The 18,991-nt window shown below is 41.8% G+C and carries 20 protein-coding genes, 1 tRNA gene and 1 pseudogene; 13 read left to right on the forward strand and 9 right to left on the reverse strand.

Annotation, left to right across the window (positions count from 1 at the left end; genetic code table 11):
- Window positions 1-131 precede the first annotated feature (131 nt).
- Window positions 132-458 carry a DUF6825 family protein gene (locus PUQ00_RS09995; RefSeq protein ID WP_300415679.1) on the reverse strand — a complete coding sequence of 109 codons (327 nt, stop codon included), beginning with the start codon at window positions 456-458 and terminating at the stop codon, window positions 132-134.
- 407 nt (window positions 459-865) lie between these two features.
- On the opposite strand from PUQ00_RS09995, the gene PUQ00_RS10000 reads away from it, so the two are divergent.
- The 6 genes and pseudogenes from PUQ00_RS10000 (at window position 866) to PUQ00_RS10025 (ending at window position 3,356) form a co-directional block, all read left to right on the forward strand.
- A complete protein-coding gene (locus tag PUQ00_RS10000; protein WP_300415681.1) occupies window positions 866-1,135 on the forward strand; it encodes a hypothetical protein in 270 nt (89 codons plus the stop codon).
- A 271-nt stretch (window positions 1,136-1,406) separates the two neighbouring features.
- Window positions 1,407-1,745, forward strand: coding sequence for a DUF433 domain-containing protein (locus tag PUQ00_RS10005; RefSeq protein ID WP_300415683.1), 339 nt, complete (start codon window positions 1,407-1,409; stop codon window positions 1,743-1,745).
- Window positions 1,742-2,104, forward strand: a complete 363-nt coding sequence (locus PUQ00_RS10010; protein ID WP_300415685.1) for a DUF5615 family PIN-like protein — start codon at window positions 1,742-1,744, stop codon at window positions 2,102-2,104. Before PUQ00_RS10005 ends, PUQ00_RS10010 begins: the two co-directional genes overlap by 4 nt.
- Window positions 2,105-2,192: 88 nt before the next feature.
- Window positions 2,193-2,873 (forward strand): annotated as a pseudogene (locus tag PUQ00_RS10015) (Uma2 family endonuclease).
- Between the two features lie 125 nt (window positions 2,874-2,998).
- Window positions 2,999-3,223 (forward strand): type II toxin-antitoxin system HicB family antitoxin, encoded by a 225-nt coding sequence (locus tag PUQ00_RS10020; protein WP_300415687.1) that lies wholly within the window; start codon window positions 2,999-3,001, stop codon window positions 3,221-3,223.
- Window positions 3,216-3,356 (forward strand): type II toxin-antitoxin system HicA family toxin, encoded by a 141-nt coding sequence (locus tag PUQ00_RS10025; RefSeq protein ID WP_300415689.1) that lies wholly within the window; start codon window positions 3,216-3,218, stop codon window positions 3,354-3,356. The genes PUQ00_RS10020 and PUQ00_RS10025 overlap by 8 nt, the downstream gene beginning before the upstream one ends.
- Before the next feature lie 139 nt (window positions 3,357-3,495).
- Here the strand turns inward: PUQ00_RS10025 and PUQ00_RS10030 are convergent, their stop codons facing one another.
- Complete coding sequence (locus PUQ00_RS10030) at window positions 3,496-6,207, reverse strand: CBS domain-containing protein (protein WP_300415691.1); 2,712 nt, start codon at window positions 6,205-6,207, stop codon at window positions 3,496-3,498.
- A 568-nt stretch (window positions 6,208-6,775) separates the two neighbouring features.
- Between PUQ00_RS10030 and psbZ the strand changes: the two genes are divergently transcribed.
- The 5 genes from psbZ to PUQ00_RS10055 all read left to right on the forward strand — a co-directional run bounded on the left by psbZ (window position 6,776) and on the right by PUQ00_RS10055 (window position 10,227).
- Window positions 6,776-6,964: a photosystem II reaction center protein PsbZ gene (gene psbZ / locus PUQ00_RS10035; protein ID WP_300415693.1), complete on the forward strand. Its 189-nt coding sequence runs from the start codon at window positions 6,776-6,778 to the stop codon at window positions 6,962-6,964.
- 189 nt (window positions 6,965-7,153) lie between these two features.
- Window positions 7,154-7,732, forward strand: a complete 579-nt coding sequence (gene ribH, locus PUQ00_RS10040; RefSeq protein WP_300415695.1) for a 6,7-dimethyl-8-ribityllumazine synthase — start codon at window positions 7,154-7,156, stop codon at window positions 7,730-7,732.
- Between the two features lie 169 nt (window positions 7,733-7,901).
- Window positions 7,902-7,973, forward strand: a tRNA-Gly gene (locus tag PUQ00_RS10045).
- Between the two features lie 576 nt (window positions 7,974-8,549).
- A complete protein-coding gene (locus PUQ00_RS10050) occupies window positions 8,550-8,957 on the forward strand; it encodes a hypothetical protein (RefSeq protein ID WP_041565838.1) in 408 nt (135 codons plus the stop codon).
- Window positions 8,958-8,961: 4 nt separating this feature from the next.
- The gene (locus PUQ00_RS10055; RefSeq protein WP_300415698.1) at window positions 8,962-10,227 is read left to right on the forward strand and encodes a glutamate-5-semialdehyde dehydrogenase; all 1,266 of its coding nucleotides are present in this window, start codon (window positions 8,962-8,964) and stop codon (window positions 10,225-10,227) included.
- Between the two features lie 180 nt (window positions 10,228-10,407).
- Here PUQ00_RS10055 and PUQ00_RS10060 read toward each other — a convergent pair whose 3' ends face one another.
- Both PUQ00_RS10060 and PUQ00_RS10065 read right to left on the reverse strand, forming a co-directional pair.
- A complete protein-coding gene (locus PUQ00_RS10060; protein ID WP_300415700.1) occupies window positions 10,408-11,295 on the reverse strand; it encodes an SDR family NAD(P)-dependent oxidoreductase in 888 nt (295 codons plus the stop codon).
- Between the two features lie 58 nt (window positions 11,296-11,353).
- Window positions 11,354-11,926: a TetR/AcrR family transcriptional regulator gene (locus tag PUQ00_RS10065; RefSeq protein ID WP_300415702.1), complete on the reverse strand. Its 573-nt coding sequence runs from the start codon at window positions 11,924-11,926 to the stop codon at window positions 11,354-11,356.
- Between the two features lie 1,074 nt (window positions 11,927-13,000).
- On the opposite strand from PUQ00_RS10065, the gene PUQ00_RS10070 reads away from it, so the two are divergent.
- Complete coding sequence (locus PUQ00_RS10070) at window positions 13,001-13,852, forward strand: universal stress protein (protein WP_300415704.1); 852 nt, start codon at window positions 13,001-13,003, stop codon at window positions 13,850-13,852.
- A 733-nt stretch (window positions 13,853-14,585) separates the two neighbouring features.
- On the opposite strand, the gene psbM is transcribed toward PUQ00_RS10070, so the two are convergent.
- The 5 genes from psbM to PUQ00_RS10095 all read right to left on the reverse strand — a co-directional run bounded on the left by psbM (window position 14,586) and on the right by PUQ00_RS10095 (window position 17,496).
- Entirely contained in the window at window positions 14,586-14,702 is a 117-nt protein-coding gene (gene psbM, locus PUQ00_RS10075; protein WP_084227279.1) for a photosystem II reaction center protein PsbM, read from the reverse strand.
- A gap of 171 nt (window positions 14,703-14,873) precedes the next feature.
- Complete coding sequence (locus tag PUQ00_RS10080; protein ID WP_300415706.1) at window positions 14,874-15,170, reverse strand: 2Fe-2S iron-sulfur cluster-binding protein; 297 nt, start codon at window positions 15,168-15,170, stop codon at window positions 14,874-14,876.
- A 172-nt stretch (window positions 15,171-15,342) separates the two neighbouring features.
- Window positions 15,343-15,480, reverse strand: a complete 138-nt coding sequence (locus PUQ00_RS10085; protein WP_006195022.1) for a photosystem II reaction center protein K — start codon at window positions 15,478-15,480, stop codon at window positions 15,343-15,345.
- Window positions 15,481-15,603: 123 nt separating this feature from the next.
- On the reverse strand, window positions 15,604-16,746 hold the full coding sequence (gene tgt, locus PUQ00_RS10090) for a tRNA guanosine(34) transglycosylase Tgt (RefSeq protein WP_300415708.1): 1,143 nt from the start codon (window positions 16,744-16,746) through the stop codon (window positions 15,604-15,606).
- Window positions 16,747-17,043: 297 nt separating this feature from the next.
- Window positions 17,044-17,496, reverse strand: coding sequence for a hypothetical protein (locus PUQ00_RS10095; RefSeq protein WP_300415710.1), 453 nt, complete (start codon window positions 17,494-17,496; stop codon window positions 17,044-17,046).
- Between the two features lie 574 nt (window positions 17,497-18,070).
- Between PUQ00_RS10095 and cobS the strand changes: the two genes are divergently transcribed.
- The gene (cobS, locus tag PUQ00_RS10100; RefSeq protein ID WP_300415712.1) at window positions 18,071-18,844 is read left to right on the forward strand and encodes an adenosylcobinamide-GDP ribazoletransferase; all 774 of its coding nucleotides are present in this window, start codon (window positions 18,071-18,073) and stop codon (window positions 18,842-18,844) included.
- The last annotated feature ends 147 nt before the right edge of the window (window positions 18,845-18,991 follow it).

Consider the following 18,991-nt stretch of genomic DNA (forward strand, 5'->3'; position numbering starts at 1 on the left):
CCGTTGGTTTGAAACCGAATCACCTGGAAAAAAAGACACTTTGATCCCTAAACTGTTTTTTCTTAAGTGTCCTTTGTCATTTGTCATTCGTGTATAATTTTTGACTAATGACCAATGACTAATGACAAAATTTATGCTGAAGTTCTGCGATAATGTTGCAATTCTGTTCGTAACAGGGCAATTTCTGCTCGCAATTCATCAATATCTGCTTGTACGTCAACTGAATCAGAACTGGCTTGCCCACTACTTGTGGTAGATTGACCAGCATTAGCAGCTTCTGCTGCCCGATTTGCCCGCTCTAGGACTTCTTGTGTAAACTGGCGCAACTGCTCTCTAGCTTCGGCATCAAATTTGCCCAGATCACTCAAAGTATCGGTCAAGGCGACCTCTAAACGCTCATTAACTACTTCAGCTACCGCTCTGCCTACGAAAAAGGCTTGCACAAGGGGGTTACTCATAAATTTTTGTTACGTTGCTCCGCAAGAGAATTATAACTTGCCAGTATGCTTTACGGCTTCTGTTGAGGAGTTAGAGATTTATGTGACGCGATGTGCGACTTCAGCCCTGGCGATCGCTTTTTTCTATTTCCCCATGTCCATTTTTTCTTACAAACAGTTAAATAACTATTGTTAAAAATATTGATTAATTGATGTGTCCCCGATAGCTTAAGTGTATTTACATATTACAAAAACAAGACGGAACGCCTGGAAGTCTCGGCTACACAAACTCTCGTCCGCCTGCGCGGACTAAATATTGTAGCTTGGGTCGGTAGGCTTTATACCCTCTGGCAAGCAAGCTACGGGTAGCCGCGATTTTAATCGTCAGCTGCAAGATGTGAACATACCATATTTGTTGCCCTTTAACTATGAATAGCTATCCAGATTTCAGCGAACACGGCTATCAAGTTTTGCGAGAATTAGGACGTAATCGGGAAGGAGGAAGGATTACTTGGCTAGCATCAAAAGTTGATATAGGGGAACAGATGGTAATAAAGCAGTTTTGCTTTGCTCAAGCTGGTTCCAGTTGGTCTGGGTTTGAGGCTGATCAACGAGAAATTAAAGTACTACAACGACTAGCTCATCCTGGTATTCCCCGCTACTTAAATTCTTTTGCTACGTCTGATGGCTTTTGTTAGCTTAAATTCAATAGACATCTCCGAAAAAGAATGTAGAGACGCGAAATTTCGCGTCTCTAAAAGGGTTCTAGATAACGCATATTTAATTTCTGGAGATGTCTAATGATTATCAACCATCTTCTGAGGGTTTGATAGGAGTTACTGTAGATGGAAAATGGGGCTATATTCGCAATCCTTTAATGTGACTTTTATCAGATAGAGATAAAAGAGAATTGGACAAATAAAATAAGGCTACTATATAAATAATAAAACTATGAATATAGAATAATCTATGCCTACCAACGAAATCAGAGAGTATTTCAACTTTCTATCTTCTGAAGATATTAGACTGAAAGAATCAAGAATTGGTATTGAAACAATTCTTTATGAATACATTGATTGTGGGCGTTCTCCAGAAGAAATTGCCCAAATCTATAAATCTATCTCTTTAGAACAAGTATATGCAACTATCCTTTATTATCTGCAAAACAAAGAAACTATTAGTGTTTACATGAGAAACTGGATAGAACATGGTCATATAATGCGAGAACAACAGAGGCTTAATCCCCCACCTGTATCGGATAAACTGCGCCAACTCCGAACTGAAAGACAAGCCAAAAAGCAAAGATGACGCTGAAATATCTGATTGATGAAAATATCAATCCTCTCTATCCAAATCAAATTAGGCTAAGAGAAGCTGATATTATGATCAAGGTAGTAGGAGAATCAGAAACTCCACCAAAAAGTACACTCGATCCAATGATTCTGTGTTGGTGTGAGGAGAATAATTTTGTACTTGTGACAAACAACCGAACTTCTATGCCAGGACATTTACTTGATCATATCGTTGTTAATCGTCACATACCAGGAATTTTCATCCTCAATCCAAATTTGAGTATTGGTGAAAATATAGAAGAATTAATAATAGCTGCTTTGGCATCAGAAGAAGATGAATATCAAGATCGAATAGTTTATTTACCCTTACCCTAAAAATAGGATACTTTTACAGTCAGCTACGCATAGCCATCTACAACTCTGTTAAAATCAACCCAGAACTAATTAATGCCGGATTGATTCTATGACCATCACCCAAGAATCAGAATCTACTGAAGACATCTCGAAAGATATGATATTTCCACCAGGTGATTTATGTAGTGATGAAGCTCCCTGGGAAACAGAACTGCATATGCGACAATTAATCTTACTTTTACAATGCCTGAAATGGCTGTGGCGAGACAGAAATGATTTTTATGCGACGGGAAACCTGACTATCTATTACAATACACAACAACTAAAATCAAGACACCTTAGTAGTCCAGACTTTTTTGTAGTATTAAAAACAGAACGTAAGATTCGTAAAAGTTGGGTAGTGTGGGAAGAATATGGCAAATATCCCCATGTCGTCGTAGAAATTATGTCGGAATCAACAGCCCAAACAGACAAAGGTATAAAGAAAGAAATTTATCAAGATACTTTTCGTGCGCCGGATTATTTTTGGTTTGACCCATACACATTAGAATTTGCGGGATTTCATTTAGTAGATGGAAAATATCAACCTTTACTAGCAAATGCACAAGGGCATTTGTGGAGTAAAAATTAGGGTTATATTTGGGAATTCATCAGGGATTGTTGGTTCACACCTGATGGACAATTAGTACTAACACCTGAAGAAACTATAGTAAAAGCACAAGCGCAAGAAAGAGTAGAACGTTTGGCAGCAAAACTGCGTGAGTTAAATATCGATCCAGATACAATTTAGACTAATATAATAATTGCATATAATGCCATAGGCGATGGACTGTTTTTACAAAGCGTTAATATAGTGCGATTTCTATTTAAAGAAAAATGTTAAGATTGAATTTTCATCAGATAGTTGATTATTTTATGTTTTACAAAGTAAGCATTATTATCGAAAAAGATGAAGATGGCTATTACGCTTATTCTCCAGAACTTCCAGGCTGTCAAAGTCAAGGTGATTCTTTGGAAGAAGTAAGCTCAAATATCAAAGAAGCTGTTGAAGTTTACCTAGAAACTCTATCAGAGTCAGAGAAACAGGAACTTTTAAAGAAGGAAATCCTGACTATGACTTTGCAGGTTCAGGTTGCCTAAACTACCGCGACTAAATGCTAAGGAAGCGGAAAAACTATTATTGGATGCTGGCTTTATCCAGATTAGAAGTAAAGGAAGTCACAGAATCTATCGCCTAGAAAATATCAGGGTTGTCATTCCTTTTCATTCGTGAAAAGTATTACACCCAAAGATAGTTAAACAGGTTATGCAAGTTATCAAACCTGATGAAAATGATCCGCCCAATGATGAAACGTGAATTTATAATCTGTTGCTGAACACTCCACAAATACATGAGCGATCGCTTCACTAATTCATTTAGGATAGTGTTGTGCTAAAAATTCCTCAGCCTCAAATCTATCTTTAATCACTCTATTCAAGGTAGCAGCAAGTAGATCATCTAATATTTGCCGATATTGAGGCCCTGGTTTGTAACCAAGTTTCTTTAAATCATTGCCATTCAATAGTGGCTGCACATTCGCCCAAACAGTGAAATATTTCCAAATCTGATGTCTAATCTCTCGTGGACTTTGTACGGCGATTAAAATCAGCATTGGTAAATTATATTGTCGCAGCAACTGCACTACTTGACTGGGGCGTTGGAAAGTGGGTAATAATGTCATCACCTCAGTTTGCACTTGAGCTAAGTTCTTCAGCCTAGCAATGCTATCCTCTGGCAATTGGAGATTTTTTGCTACTTTCGCTCGACATTCTGGTACTAGGTGGGCGATTAACGTTTCTAAGCGCATTTCCCAATGGATAAGGGTTGGTTGCGGGTCAAATCGCCGCAAGCAGCGTTCTAGCAAACGTAATTGTCGCAGAAGTTCTGCGTCTAGCTTCAGGGTAGGATGGATACATTGCAATGCCCCTAAATTATCCAGTAACTGTAAAGCCGATTTCCAGTAAGGGGCTTCTAAGATGTGTTTTAATTCTGTTTTCAGTCTAGTTTGCAGGGCTGGAGTTCTGCTATTCTCTTGAGCAGTGCGATCGTAAACGCCACTGTTGATGGCATAGCGGATAAACTCTTCAGTTTGCGGTTCAATCTGAAATCCGAAGCGCACAGCAAAGCGTACACCACGATAAATGCGGGTGGGATCTTCGATAAAGCTGTTGGCGTGCAAAACCCGAATTTGTTTAGCTTTTAAATCGAGTAAACCGCCGAAGAAATCCAGTAGGGGCGCAGGATGCTGCGCCCCTACGCCAGCACGGGGAGTAGTGAGGCGCAAGGCGAGGGCGTTGATGGTAAAATCTCGACGATACAAATCTTGACGAATGGAACTCGCCTCAACTTCTGGATTTGCTGCTGGGTAAGGATAGAATTCTGTTCTAGCAGTGGCAATATCTACCCATAGAGAATCTAATTCTGGGTCTTTGTGCCACAACAAAGCAGCAGTTTGAAAAGCCCCGTGGATTTCTAAGCGAGCCGCAGGATAAAGTTCTTGTAGTGCCTTTGCTAATTCCACGCCAGCACCAACATCTGCTGATTTATAAAAGCCATCAACCACAAGATCAATATCTTTAATCATCAAAGTGCCCGATGCTTGGGCTAATAGCAAATCCCGCACCGCACCCCCTACTAGATAAAGATGCCAACCCCGTTTTTCTGCCTCTGCTGATGCTTTGGTGAGCAATTGCCACAATTGCGGTGCAAGTTTATTTTGCAATTGAGGGAGACTAAGATTACTTTCCCCCCCTCTTCTTTTCTCCCTCTTTCCCTCTCTTTCTTGATGCAATTCCCGCAATACATCAGTACGGGTGACAATGCCCACTAACTGCTGATTCTCCAATACTGGTAAGCGTCCGATATCATAAGTCACCATCAACGCTTCAATTTCCGGTAATGTCGTATCTGGTGTAATTGTTTTAAGATTTCTTGTCATATAGCCCTTGACTGGCGCATGACTAAATCTGTGGTGTAAGGCGATATCAATATCCCGTCGCGAAATAATACCTACCAGTTGCTTTTGAGCATCGACTACAGATAAACCAGAGTGTCCATAGCGTAATAAAATGCGCTGTGCTTCCGCAATTGTGGTTTCAGGCAGAATAGTACGAACAGGAGAGGACATCAAATCTCTAGCCGTGGGAGGATGAGGAATTTGTGCTTTTACTCCGTCAAGGAGTTGTTTTAATATTGCCTGCGAATCTACTTTGCGTTGGTTCAAGGATGCGGCCTGCGAATGACCACCGCCGCCCAAGGGTTGGAATAATAGGTTAAGATTCGTTTTGGGAATTTGCGATCGCCCAATTACTGTTAAGCGTGAATCACTTTCATCCAAAGGATATTCATTGGCTAATAGTACGGCATCAATTTCGGTTAATTCCACGAGTTGCGAAGCCAAACTCGACAGCCCTGGCACAAAAGCATCTGTTTTCAAAGTTACCCAAGCAACCGTATATCCATGTAGACAGAGATATTCTAAATTTTCCAGCGCCTCAGTTAATAGCTGCTGCAATTGCAAAGACAAGCCAGGGTCACGGTAGGTAGAAATTACCGACAAACTGGCATCTTGTTCCATCAACCAAGCCAAAGCTAGGGCATCCCGTGGTGTAGACTGGTCAAAGGTCAAGGAGCCAGTGTCAACGTGGATACCCAAAGCCATTACAGTTGCTTCGGCAGAAGTCAGGGAAATTTGCTGTTGTTGCAATTGTTCAACGATTAAAGTTGTAGTGGCTCCTACTGAGGAAATATGCGCTCGCGTGGCGGAAATATCTGACTCTTGTCCTAAGTGATGGTCATAAACTATAATCTCTCTTACATGGGGTAAATCTAACCACTGGGCAGCTTTACCCAAGCGATCGCGCTGTTGCGTATCCACCACAGTCAGAGAACGAATTTTTTCTGGATTCACCGAACGGCGTTCAATCAACGGATATTCATCCCGATGCAATGCCAAAAAATCCCGTACAGGAGGGTGAGAACCGCCAGTCAGTACAATCTTACTTCCCGGTAGTAGGCGCGTTAGCCCTACTGCTGCTCCTAATGCGTCAAAATCTGCTGTTGTGTGGCAAAGAATTAAATCCATAGTTAACAGCCATTAGCTAAAACTTAAAGTTACCCCACGTCTGACTCGTAAGGCAGCGTAGGATGAATTTTCTAGCCGGTAAACAGTCGCATCCCCGACTAATAACCACTCTCACTCATTAAGGAAAAGGGGTAGGCGACACAACGACTCCGCTCAGTGATCACGAATCGCCAATTTAATCGGTTTTTTCTGGTAAAATACTTGTGGTTTGCTTCACCCACATTGGTGTCTGAGAAGCCTCTGTCCAGTAGCATAGCGACTCTTGGTAAGCGACTCCGTTGCACAGCATGAAAGTAAGTCGGCACATCTTAATTAATACAGATTACCGATTGGTTTGAAGGGTAGCGCGAATATGCCAGCATTTCATCCAGGATAGTAAAATTTGTAGGGTACAGGGTAAGAAGTTCATAGTTTGCGGTAGGGCATTCCGTGGACTTAAAACAAAGCTCAACGCCTCCTAAGCAATAGCTGGATTGGTTGAGAAGTCCATACTGTACAGCTTGCTGTCAGTGTGGGAGTATGTCACTGTAGGATATATCACTATTTCGCTGTATTGGGAGAAGCAAAAATGACTATAATATTCCAGTTTGCCTTGATAGGTCTAGTCCTGTTGTCTTTTGTTTTGGTTGTTGGCGTCCCCGTTGCTTACGCCACTCCCCAAAATTGGGTTGAATCTAAAAAACTACTCTGGGTTGGTTCCGGTGTCTGGATTGGTTTGGTATTTTTAGTTGGTTTGTTAAACTTTTTTGTCGTATAGGCGACGGCTTCGCTCTGGCGCAGGCACATAATATAAGAACTAGAGGGGCAGAAAAGCCAAGGTCAAAGACCAAAGGAAAAAAGGAGAAATTTTTTCCGATTTCCTTTTTTCTGACCGTGGTTTGCTGCTCTTCTACATTTAAATAAGAAATGTATATTGGCCAGATGTATAGTTGATTAAGAGGCAGTCATGGCAGTTTTCGAGGGAACTTTTACCCAAACGGAGCCTTTGCGGTTAGCAGTGGTGATTGGTCGATTCAATGACCTTGTTACCGGAAAGCTGCTAGAGGGATGTCAAGATTGCTTGAAACGCCACGGTGTAGACCCTAACCCCCACGGTAATCAAGTGGACTATGTTTGGGTGCCGGGAAGTTTTGAAGTACCTTTAGTAGCTCGCCAACTAGCACTTTCCCATCGTTATGATGCTGTAATTTGTCTAGGTGCAGTCATTCGAGGGCAAACACCCCATTTTGATTACGTATCCTCAGAAGTTTCTAAAGGCATTGCCGCCGCTAGCTTTCAAACTGGAGTGCCAGTAATTTTTGGGATTTTGACAGTAGATACTATGCAGCAAGCCTTAGAACGGGCAGGCATCAAAGGTAATCATGGCTGGGATTATGCCATGAATGCCCTAGAAATGGCAAGCCTGATGCGGCAACTGCGTTCTAACCTGGCAGAGCCATATTCTCGTAATAGCCAGTCTTTGCCAGCCTCTTTTCAAAGTGCCAGCGTCGGCAATTTAACTGTGGAGTCGGAAGAACTAAGCTAGGTTCGTCATTACTCATTTGTGCTCTCTTACAAAGTTCTGATCGCCGGAAACCGGCGCTCAGACTTTGCGCTTTGTCCTTTGTTATTCACTGATGACTAATGACTAATGACTAAATTAAAGGGTTGACAATTAAAGATAAATCTGAGATATTAAGATATGGTTATCGATTGCGGGTATAGCTCAGTGGTAGAGCGTCACCTTGCCAAGGTGAATGTCGCGCGTTCGAATCGCGTTACCCGCTTCCAATTAAAACCTCTTGGAGTTAAAAATTCCAAGGGGTTTAATGTTTTCAGTGTGCGTTGAAGTCTTCGTCAATTGGGGCTATACTTCTGTGAACCGCTTCTAATCTGGACAAGATCGAGCAAAAAAATCCTCTACTCTCCCAATGTGAATATCGCTGACTCAAATCACCTTACCCACTTACTAAGAAATATAAAACCCAGCTTTAGATTGGTCTGGATATGGATTAGCTTGGCTACAATCTTTACAGATGTAATCAATTCATTTTGTGTAGGGTGTATTACAGTGGACTAAAGGTGGCTAGTAGAGTGTCGTAGAAGTTTGCCTACCTTTAACAAGGAGCTTAATCAACCTAATTCATAATTATTAATTCATAATTAAAAAGGGTCTTTACCCGGTGCTTCTACAAGCAGTCCTGTTTTACTTGGGGTTGAAATCCCCTTAGATAAGATAATTATGAATTATCAATTTTCAATGGTCTTGTCCATCTATATAAAGAGAGAAGCCTCTAAGGCATTTACCAAGGGATTATATTCTTACAGTTCGTGTAAAACACGCTCAAGTTATTAGAACGCTTGTGCAATCTCAAAAACCCGAAAAAATCGACTTCAATGCCGAATACCCCTGTCCCTGTCGTCGCCGGGGTCAGTTAATTCCGATTACCCTGACAGAAGCATTTGGTTGCGATCGCTGTCAGCAAATCTTTGTAGTAGAAGATAATGGTCATGTCCTAGAACAGCTTTCTACCACCTATCCCTACAAGCGGGCTTGGCGTTGGATGGGAAATAGTTGGCATGTTGTCCATCCCCGCTTGGGAGAAAGCTATCTGCCTATAGCGCTGGGCATTATTTTCGTGCTAGTGATTATATGGCTACCATTAGCACTGCGATTGGCAAATGGTTCCAGCATTATTGCTTGGGCAATGGTGGCGGTGCTGTTGGCTATCTTACCAGCACTAATGGTCTGGCTTACCTACAGACGTTAACTCAATGACTGTTGAAGTTTTGGATGACCACCCCGAACCAATTACAAGTGCTCAACGAGCCTATCAAGCTTCCCTAAAGTTGGGGATCACAAAGGGAGCAGATCGGAGTCGTGCAGTATTGGCGATGGCGCAAGCCCTTGACCGCTCATTTGACGACATTCTAGAAGCCAACACCTTGGATTTAGAAGCCAGTCGGGAAATGGCAGTGCCAGAGTTGATATTGGACTGGCTGAAGCTGACTCCCACAAGGCTAGAGATGACAGTAGACATCTTACAACGGTTGGGGGAATTATCAGATCCGTTGCGGCGCGTCAGAACTGCTGATTATCAACTGGCAGATTCCCAGAGTTACACCCAATTAATGCCCTTGGGAGTGATTGGATTTATTTATGAAGCCTTTCCCGATTTAGGGGCGATCGCAGCGGGTTTTTGTATCAAAACTGGCAATTGTCTAATTCTCAAAGGCAGTACTGAAGCTAGCCATTCTAACGCGGTGATCGCTGAGGTACTGCAAAGTGCAATCGCCCAAGTTGGCCTACCACCAGGTTGTGTAGAACTGATCACAGCAGAACATGGTGCTTCGATTCGGGATTTAGTCACCCAAGACCAGTACGTGAATTTAGTGATTCCCTACGGACGTTCCAGCTTGGTACAGCAGGTAGTACGACAGTCAACTTGTCCAGTTTTAAAGTCAGCGATGGGTAACTGTTATCTCTACTGGTCGCCCAATAGCAGCTTAGAAATGGTGCGTTGGATGATTCTTGATAGCCATCAGAGCGAACCAGACCAAGTTAATGCCATTGAAAAGGTACTCATACATCGCCAAGCCTTGCCATCATCAATAGCCGTTCTGTGGAACAGCTTGATGGAAAAAGGCTTTGAAATTAAAGGAGATGCAGAATTAGTAAAAGCCTTTCCCCAGTTGCAGCTGGTGAAGGAAGGCGAATGGGGAAACCCTTATTTAACTAGGACAGTAGCTTTTAAACTGGTGGATAACTTAGAGGCTGCGATCGCCTGGATTAATGAATACAGCAGTGGTCATGCCGACTCCATCGTTACTGAATCTTACCAGGAAAGTCGGCAGTTTGCCTTGGGAGTTAATAGTGCCTCTACCTACATCAACACTTCCCCGCGTTTTTCCCGCAACCCCTCGCGGGGAGATTCAGTATTTCTCGGCATGTCTAATCAAAAAGGTCATCGCCGAGGATTTATCAGCCTGGAAACATTGACCACCGTTAAGCACATTGTTCAGGGAAATGGCAGGTTTTAAATCGCGCTTTGCGCCTTTTTATTAAATTCAAATTTCACACCGGTTAGTTTTTCCGATACAACCCATAGTTTTTTGGAGATTCCTTGGTCTTTGGATAATTCGTTCGTTTCGACTTTTATTAGACCTATCCACAAATAAACCTCAAAATAGCTGAAACCCTTACATAGCTGACTTTTTAGCTTATATAAAACAGGAACCTCTAAAACCCTCTCCAGAGCTAGGTTTCAGCCAAATAAAGTTCTCATTTCCGGATAAGTCTATTGGATAGCCGCGCATCTCCATAAACCCATTGGGACCGAAATATTCCCCGCCTTTCAAGCCTGCTTCGATTGCCGCCCGCAAGGTTGGTAATGCGCCCATTGTGATGTCTTGAGCAAGGATGCCGGTGAGATATTCCACAACGCCCCCAGTTCTCTGCAATTCGGTTGCCGTCCAGCCCGGATGCGAGGCGGTTACAAGTATGTCGATACCATTATCTTTTAGTTTTCGGTCGAGTTCGTAGGTAAAATAAATGTTGGCAAGTTTGCTGTCGCCGTAGGCTTTCCATTTCGCATAACTTCTCTTTTCCCAATTCAAATCATCGAAATCTATCTTGCCTATACTATGTGCGCCGCTCGAAAGATTGACAATTCGTGAGCCTTCGGTGCTGATCAAAAGTTCCAAAAGCTGTCCCGTCAAAGCAAAATGTCCGAGATGATTAGTGCCGAACTGTAATTCAAAACCGTCCGTCGTTTTTGAATACGGCGGAATCATCACACCCGCATTATTAATCAGTAAATCCAGACGCAAATAATTTTTCTGAAAGTTTTCAGCGAAATTTTTAACTGATGCTAAATTCGCCAAATCAAGTTCCATCACCTTTACGTCGGCATCTTGATTCTGTTGAAGAATTTTTGCCAATGCCTTGTTTCCTTTGTCCAAATTGCGAACCGCAATGATTACAGACGCTTGTTTATTAGCTAAAACCCGCGCTGTTTCATAACCGATGCCGCTGCTCGAACCCGTTACAATTGCTACTCTTCCTTTTTGACTCGGAATATTTTCCGCGTTCCATTTTTCATTTTTCATTTTATTTACTCCTGCTTAATTAACCGAACATTCGTTTAATTAATTCTCAAAAAAAGAATTAATTCGTTACTGCATCCCATGCAATTTTAAAGGTGGTTTCTAACATTTTTTCGTCCAAAATAAAAGTACCGCTAAAATGTTCTTTTATCAATCCAGTCAGAGGCGCAAAGGTAAAAGCGGTAAAAATTTCCAGTGAAATATCCTTAAAAACTTTCTCCTCTTTACCGCGATTGAACAAATCTAGTATTGGCTTGAAATAGCTCGAACTTTCATCTTTGCAAATGCGGTCAACCATCGGGGAATTAGCAAATTGCTCGGTAAAAGCAAATCTGACCGGATTATTAATTGCGTATTGATAATAATTATTCCAGACCATTTTAAAGGCTTTCTCCACCGATAGGTTCTGGTTGACATCTTTCCAAATTTCTGCACTCATTTCCTGCTTCACTAACAAATATATTTTATTGAGAAGGTTTTCTTTGTTTTCAAAATAGACATATATCGTCGCGGGCGAAACATTTGCGGTTTTGGCAATTTTCGACATCGAAGTATCAGCAAAACCATTGGCAGTAATCAGTTCGATTGCCGCATCACAGATGGCTCGATTTTTTTTGTCATCTTTGTGCCTCATAAATTCTATAATAAACGAACATTCGTTTATTTACAAGTGAATAACTTTAATGACAGCGATGCCTGCGGTCGTCATTGAGCTAAGTCGTACCCCTACGGGGAAGCAAGCTACGCGCAGCGTCTCGTAGAGAAGTGCGGGCTACGCCTACACTTCTCTACGCTATATTTACCCCGATTTGGGTCTAGGTGAGTCAGCCATACTAACCTGGGGCTATGTAAATCCTGGAACGAAAGTAATTCTGGATGATTTCGCGGTCCGTCCTTGTGCTTGGTCGGTTTCTTAGCATGCCTTTAACATTTAAATCTTATATCCCCCGAATAGAATACGTTCAGTTTTACGCATCCCAACCCATAAATCTTGCATTGGCATTGGTAGGGGAATAGATTGACTTCCAAGCCGGAGTAGACCATACCTGATGATGGTTATAGTGCGGCAATCATAAGCAGGTTTTATCAGCCAACGAACCAAATAGAATTTGTGGGGTTTTAATATAGTATAAAATATGATTTCGACTATTATAATACCCGAATTTGGATGTTGTTATCCCGCATTTTGCGGGTGTTCGGATATATCAAACTTATCTGAGTTACCAAAATTGCAAAAGACTTAAAAAAGTAAGAATATGGGAAATTTAGGAGGAGTGTAGACTATTCAAGTCGAGAAGCGTAGGCATAGCCCGTCGTAGACATCGCCTATTAAAGGTTACACTGAATCCATTTTACTGAAGAGTTATTTTGGCATTCCTTTGCAATACTTAACTAACTTCTAATTAAAAAAAGTGAACATAGATTAAAGATGATAACTAACATCATAATTTATTAAGTTCTCCAGACTAAATTGAGGGTATGCTTAATAATTGAAGTCTAGTTGAGAATTTAAGTAACTAGGTGCAAACAAACTTAAACATTTGTTGAGTTTTTTATACTTTGCTATTTGTTTGAGTGTTAAATGTTAAAAAACAAAGTTTATTTGTGCCAACTTACTAACTAGGTTGTCGAGCAAGGCGGAGAAAATCCGACCTAAGCCAAGTACTAACAGCGAAAACAAAAGTAAACTTCACAAAAATTACCTAAGATGATCAGAAGAATTTTGCTGGCTGTATCGGGATTGGGACACGCAGAAGAAATGCTCAAAACCCTGAAAGAAATCCCTTCAATTCAATCTGCAAAAGTTACAATTTTGCATGTTGTGCCTGCACAAAATGCTGCTGCTAGCATGACAGCTAAATGGGAAAATGGTGGTAAAATTCTGGCGAACGCGATTCAAACTTTGAACTTAGATCCTAGCCAGGTTTCTTCAATTTTGCGTGAAGGCGAGCCCAAAGATGTGGTTTGCCAAGTAGCTGATGAAATCGACGCTGACTTGATTATTATGGGTTCACGCGGACTGAAGCGGCTGCAATCGATTTTATCGAACTCAGTCAGTCAGTATGTTTTTCAACTATCTTCTCGCCCCATGTTGCTGGTAAAAGATGACATTTATGTCAAAAGAATTAAGCGCATTATGGTGGCAATAGACAACTCTGATTCCGCAAAAAATTGCTTAAAATTGGCTCTATTCTTATTGCGAGATATTCAAGGCGGCCAGTTAATTTTAGCAAATGTTAGTACAGATTTAGGTGGGAAAAAATCGGAAATAACTGAAGTTAACTTAGATAAAAATTCAGTTTTGGCAGCAGCTGTTGCAGAAGCTGAAAAACAGGGCATCCAATCTCGTTCTTATATCAGCAGTGGCAAACCCGGTGAAGAAATTTGTCGGTTGGCAGAAGAGTTGAGTGTAGACTTATTATTGCTTGGTTCTCCAGATCGTCGTCCATCCATCGCTAAGAGTTTTGTTGATATAGACCGACTGATCGGATCTTCCTTGTCTGACTATGTTCGAGTCAATGCCACTTGTCCGGTATTGTTGGCGCGGACAATCGCTTAACAGAAGAGTGCTGAGTATAAGAATTGTTGTAATAAGATATAGCATTTCTCGTTTGTATGCTATACAGTCTGGCCTCACTTCCATTCCTCTCTCCTTTTAGGCTACGGTGTATACGCAAGTCGGAAAACCTGATCAAAATTGACTCTACAATCTACAAATCAAAACCTCACGCTTGCTTTACCCAATAGACATCTCCGAAAAAGAATGTAGAGACGCGAAATTTCGCTTCTCTACAAAGGTTCTAGATAACGCATATTTAATTTCTGGAGATGACTAATGGTAAATCTTTCCCTCTCCTTGCCAATGAGAGGGATGGCCATTAGGACTCTTTGAGGTTTTTCAAGATTTTTGGGTAATTCGATGACTTGTCTGTACACCGTAGTTCCTAAAAGGAGAGAGGCTTTGAATGTTATTCCTCAACCCTAGCAGGGGAGGCAGTGGGTTGGACGGGTTTCCCGGCTTGTCCCTTGCGCGTCTCCCGTCTTGAGAAGCAACTGCCGTCGGCTCCGCTGACTTGTACTTCTACGTGGAAGCAAGCTACGCCTTGCTCTCCTAACAGGAGAAGCACCTGGCGTAAGAGGTTGGGGGTTAGGTCTATATATTGCACTCAACTGCAAACTGCTATAGGAAAGAAGCAAGATTTTCTCTCTACTACTCAGCACTCAGTTAACGGTTGATAAATAAAAACCCCTACACTATTGGTGCAGGGGTTATTTATTTTATACACAAATTCTTAACTATCTTTTCCACCTTCGCGGCTAGCAGTTTGGATGTACAGAATTAGTAAAAACACAGCGGGAACCAGTACGAACAAAATGCTCGCTATGAACCCCAGGTCATTAACTTGCATGGCAAGAAAGCCTCTCTTAAATTTCCAGTCAACAACATTAGGATAGCATCATCGATGACAGAGTTATACCAATTTAAAATTCTTGCATTCAAAATTCAAAATGTTCGCGTAGCGTCTCGTAGAGAGGAAACTCAATTTGGGTAAGTATTTTGACTATTGACTTTTGAAAACTTAAGGCTTTGTGACTACACTAACTGAGCCATTCACTAAAGTTTGACAGGCAAGGCGGTAATTTTCCGGCTTTTTCTTGAATTTCCGATTTTCTACGTCTGTGCGGGGGGAAAGATTTTCTAGTCCTTCGACTATCTCGACAACGCAAGTGCCACATTGACCATTGCCACCGCAATTCGTCATCTTGCCAATCAATGTATATATGTCAATGCCATTTTGTATTGCCTTGAGCCGGAGATTAGCACCATCTGCTGCTACTACTTCTTTATTCTCTTTAATGAATTTGATATTACCCATAACTGATTCCTCCTTGGCTTTCAAGGCTTCATATTGACATGGCTTGATTAACATCTTATTGATTATATTAATTTATTACAAAATATTAATAAATATTAACTTTATCAAACATAGCGCTACAAAAAATAGGACAGGTACTCTACCTGTCCTATAAATTGAAAAATAGATTAACTTACCTAAATCCCACGGCTGCTTGCCAAACGAAAGCAAGCAACAAAAAGAATACGGGTATAACTGGGAGAACGTCCACCAAAGGATCAAAGATTTGGTAAGCTTCAGGCAGTTTTGCTAATAAAAGTGCTGCTTCCATGTTTGTTTAAATCCACCTATCCAACACAGCTTTCATAATTGAGAAGTATCTTAACATGGTTTGGTCAGTTGTTAGGAATTAGAGTTAGGAGTTATTATTCTTCCACTGTTTCCTCTGCCTCTCTTACCCCCCATCTCCCTCATCTTCCTGATCTCCTGTTTCTTCGTTGAGCCAGTGACCAAATTCTGTAGTAAAGCGATCGCTCAATATTGCTTCTCTAATATGCTGCGTAAAGCTAATTAGTTCGGTAATGTTATGAATGCTCAACAAGGTATAAGCTAAAATTTCCTGCGATCGCACTAAATGAGATACGTAAGCACGGCTAAAATTTTTACAAGTGTAGCACGGACAAGTTTCATCTAATGGCGTAAAGTCTTCACGAAATTTAGCATTTTTTAAATTCCAGCGTCCGCCCTGGACTATCGCTGTGCCATGTCTCGCCCAGCGTGTGGGAATTACGCAATCAAATAAATCTACACCAGATGCGATCGCGATCGCCATTTCCCGATAAGTACCCACACCCATCAAGTAACGCGGTTTTCCGGGGGGTAGAAGCGGTGCTGTGACTTTTACAATCTCAGCCATCAATTCTGGCGGTTCTCCTACACTCACCCCACCAATGGCATATCCTGGCAAATCTAACTTAGCCAAAGCTTCAGCCGCACGGCAACGCAAATCCAAATACACGCCTCCTTGCACAATCCCAAACAAAGCTTGCTCACTGCGTTGATGAGCCGTTATGCAGCGTTCTAACCAGCGATAAGTGCGCTCAGTTGCAGTTTCTACCTCTTGGCGAGTCGCTGGATAGGGCGGACACTCGTCAAAGGCCATAATCACGTCTGCCCCCAAAGTATTTTGAATCTCAATCGACCGCTCTGGTGTCAAATTAATAATTTGTCCATCATGAGGTGAACGAAAAGTTACCCCTTCTTCACTAATTTTTCGCATCTCGCTTAAGCTGAACACCTGAAACCCACCCGAATCAGTGAGCATCGGCCCGTTCCAACCCATAAATTTGTGCAATCCACCACCCCCAGCCACGATCGCTTCTCCCGGTTGTAGGTGAAGATGATAAGTATTGGATAAGATCATTTGTGCCCCAGTATCTCGTAGCTGGGCTGGGGTGATAGTTTTGACATTTGCTAGCGTTCCCACTGGCATAAATCTGGGGGTTTCTACAACCCCGTGAGGCGTGAAAAACACTCCTGCTCTAGCTTTAGTTTGGCTACAACAAGCAAGACATTCAAAGGAAAAATTGGCACTCATACCATTTTGGATTTTAGATTTTGCGAAAAGTCCGAGCGCCGGCTTCGGAAGAGAAGTGTCTTGCGCTCTTTAAGAGCGTTGTGGCAACTTCAATAGATTTTGGATTGTGAAACCCTAATCGGTAAAGAGTTTCAGAAATCCATAACTAGTAGCCATAAAACCAAATGGTATTAGGGCAAAATTAATATTATTTGGCTAAATTATGGACAAACATAAAAAGTGGTAATTGAGTTTTAGTGAACACTTAAGCACTCACTACTAACTTAGTTACCAACTTTACGAGTATATACTGTCATATTAGAAAGAATCAGAACAGTCATCGTCAATTTCTGCATCCCATCTGGCTGAGAGTACTTGCTCCATCATCGCTTCTATGGCGCTGACATTGAAGTTTCGCTCTCGTCGCTCTTGTAAGGCGGTTGAACGGGGAATCAACCGCAGACAAACGCCGTCCTGCATCAAATCAAAGTAGGTTTCTTGTTGCGACGACTGTTTTAGTTCCAAGTAATCAAAACTACAAACATTCAGATATAACGCGTGGTTAGCCACTAACGTAGACCTTTGCGGATTAGCAAAAACTTCCATCACATCTCCTTCACCCTCGCTCAGTACCTTATCTTCTTGGGTGTAGATGTAGTGGACTCGACCTAAATCTGCCAGCAATCGCCGGATGTCGAGCTTATTCACAATGATGCCCGTGTTAATAATGCACGGAGATGGTATCCTGGTGTCGGGTAGATGGTGACTCATAGGAAAATAGCGATTAGAGCTACGATTTTACCTATTCCTGGGTAAGAACTAGAACTATGGAATAGAACCCCATATCTTTATATTGTCTTCGCGTATCGTCTCGAAGAGAAGGTACAGCGTTAACCGTTTCGGTTGCTAGGGTTTTTAAACAGGTTGATTACCCTACCTGCTTTGCATATCATAGCATCAATGTTACTGGTGGATAAATCCCCTTCTATGGTTTTCATCGCCGACTTAAAAGACGTTTAATCCGAAAAACTTTTTGGCTTTTTCGGATTAAACTTTGGGGTTTTCAAACAACATGATTATAATTTGGAGTAAGTTTTTAGTTAACGAATAGAAAATACAAATTTTCATCCCTGATGGAATTTTAACTTCCTAAATAAATTACTAAACCCTTGTATAAAAATACTCATATTTATTTAATTTATTACTTATAACAGTATAATAAAATTTTCAAGGAGAATGTCTAATAGACGTAAATCTTATCTAAAGTTTTAAAATTTGCTCATGTCAGTTTTAATAAAATCAAGACTATATATCTAGTAATTTAGCAAATATTAATCTAATTCAGATGACGAAACAGCAACAGTGGTGGAAAAAGCTGCTGTTAAAGCTGGCAGCTAGTATTATATTTTACACTGTTATTCCACTACCGTATTTGAACACATTGGATTTTCGGGAAGTGGCACGTCTTGCTCCGCTTGTAGGGTTGATAATTGGGGGAATTTTAGGCTTACTGGATACGGGGATAAATTATATTGGTATCCCAGTGTTAACTCGTAGTGCTTTAGTAGTAATTATTTGGATTGCCATGACTGGAGGACTGCACTTAGATGGGGCAATGGATACTGCCGATGGTTTGGCAGTGAGCGACCCAGATCGGCGACTGGAAGTGATGACAGATAGTGCCACAGGTGCATTTGGGGCAATGGCAGCGATCGCCTTGGTGATACTGAAAATAACTGCCTTGACAGATATGCCAGAAAACCGTTGGCTGGTATTGATGGCCGCTTGTGGCTGGGGACGCTGGGGACAACAGCTGGCGATCGCACGATACCCTTACTTGAAACCAACTGGTAAAGGTGCATTTCACAAACAAGCCATTCGTTCTTACAACGATTTGTTACCAGGATTATTGTTGTTGTTAGGTTTGAGTGGTTTACTTTGGCTGATAGATAAACAGCAGCTATTTCTCGCAGTGGGCATGATAGTTGCTGGCAGTGCGATCGCCACCTTAACTGGTGCGTGGTTCAACCACAAATTAGGCGGACACACTGGAGATACTTACGGCGCAGTCGTTGAGTGGACTGAAGCCTTATTTCTCTGCGTGCTGACCGCCTTTTAAGATGTGGGGGAGAGTGGGGAGTGGGGAGTGGGGGGAGCAGGGGAAGCAAGGGAAGCAGAGGAAGCAGGGGGGACAAGAATTAATAACCAATACCCAATGCCCAATGCCCAATGCCCAATGCCCAATGCCCAATGCCCAATGCCCAAT

Source organism: Nostoc sp. S13, from assembly GCF_029379315.1.
Taxonomy (GTDB): domain Bacteria; phylum Cyanobacteriota; class Cyanobacteriia; order Cyanobacteriales; family Nostocaceae; genus Nostoc.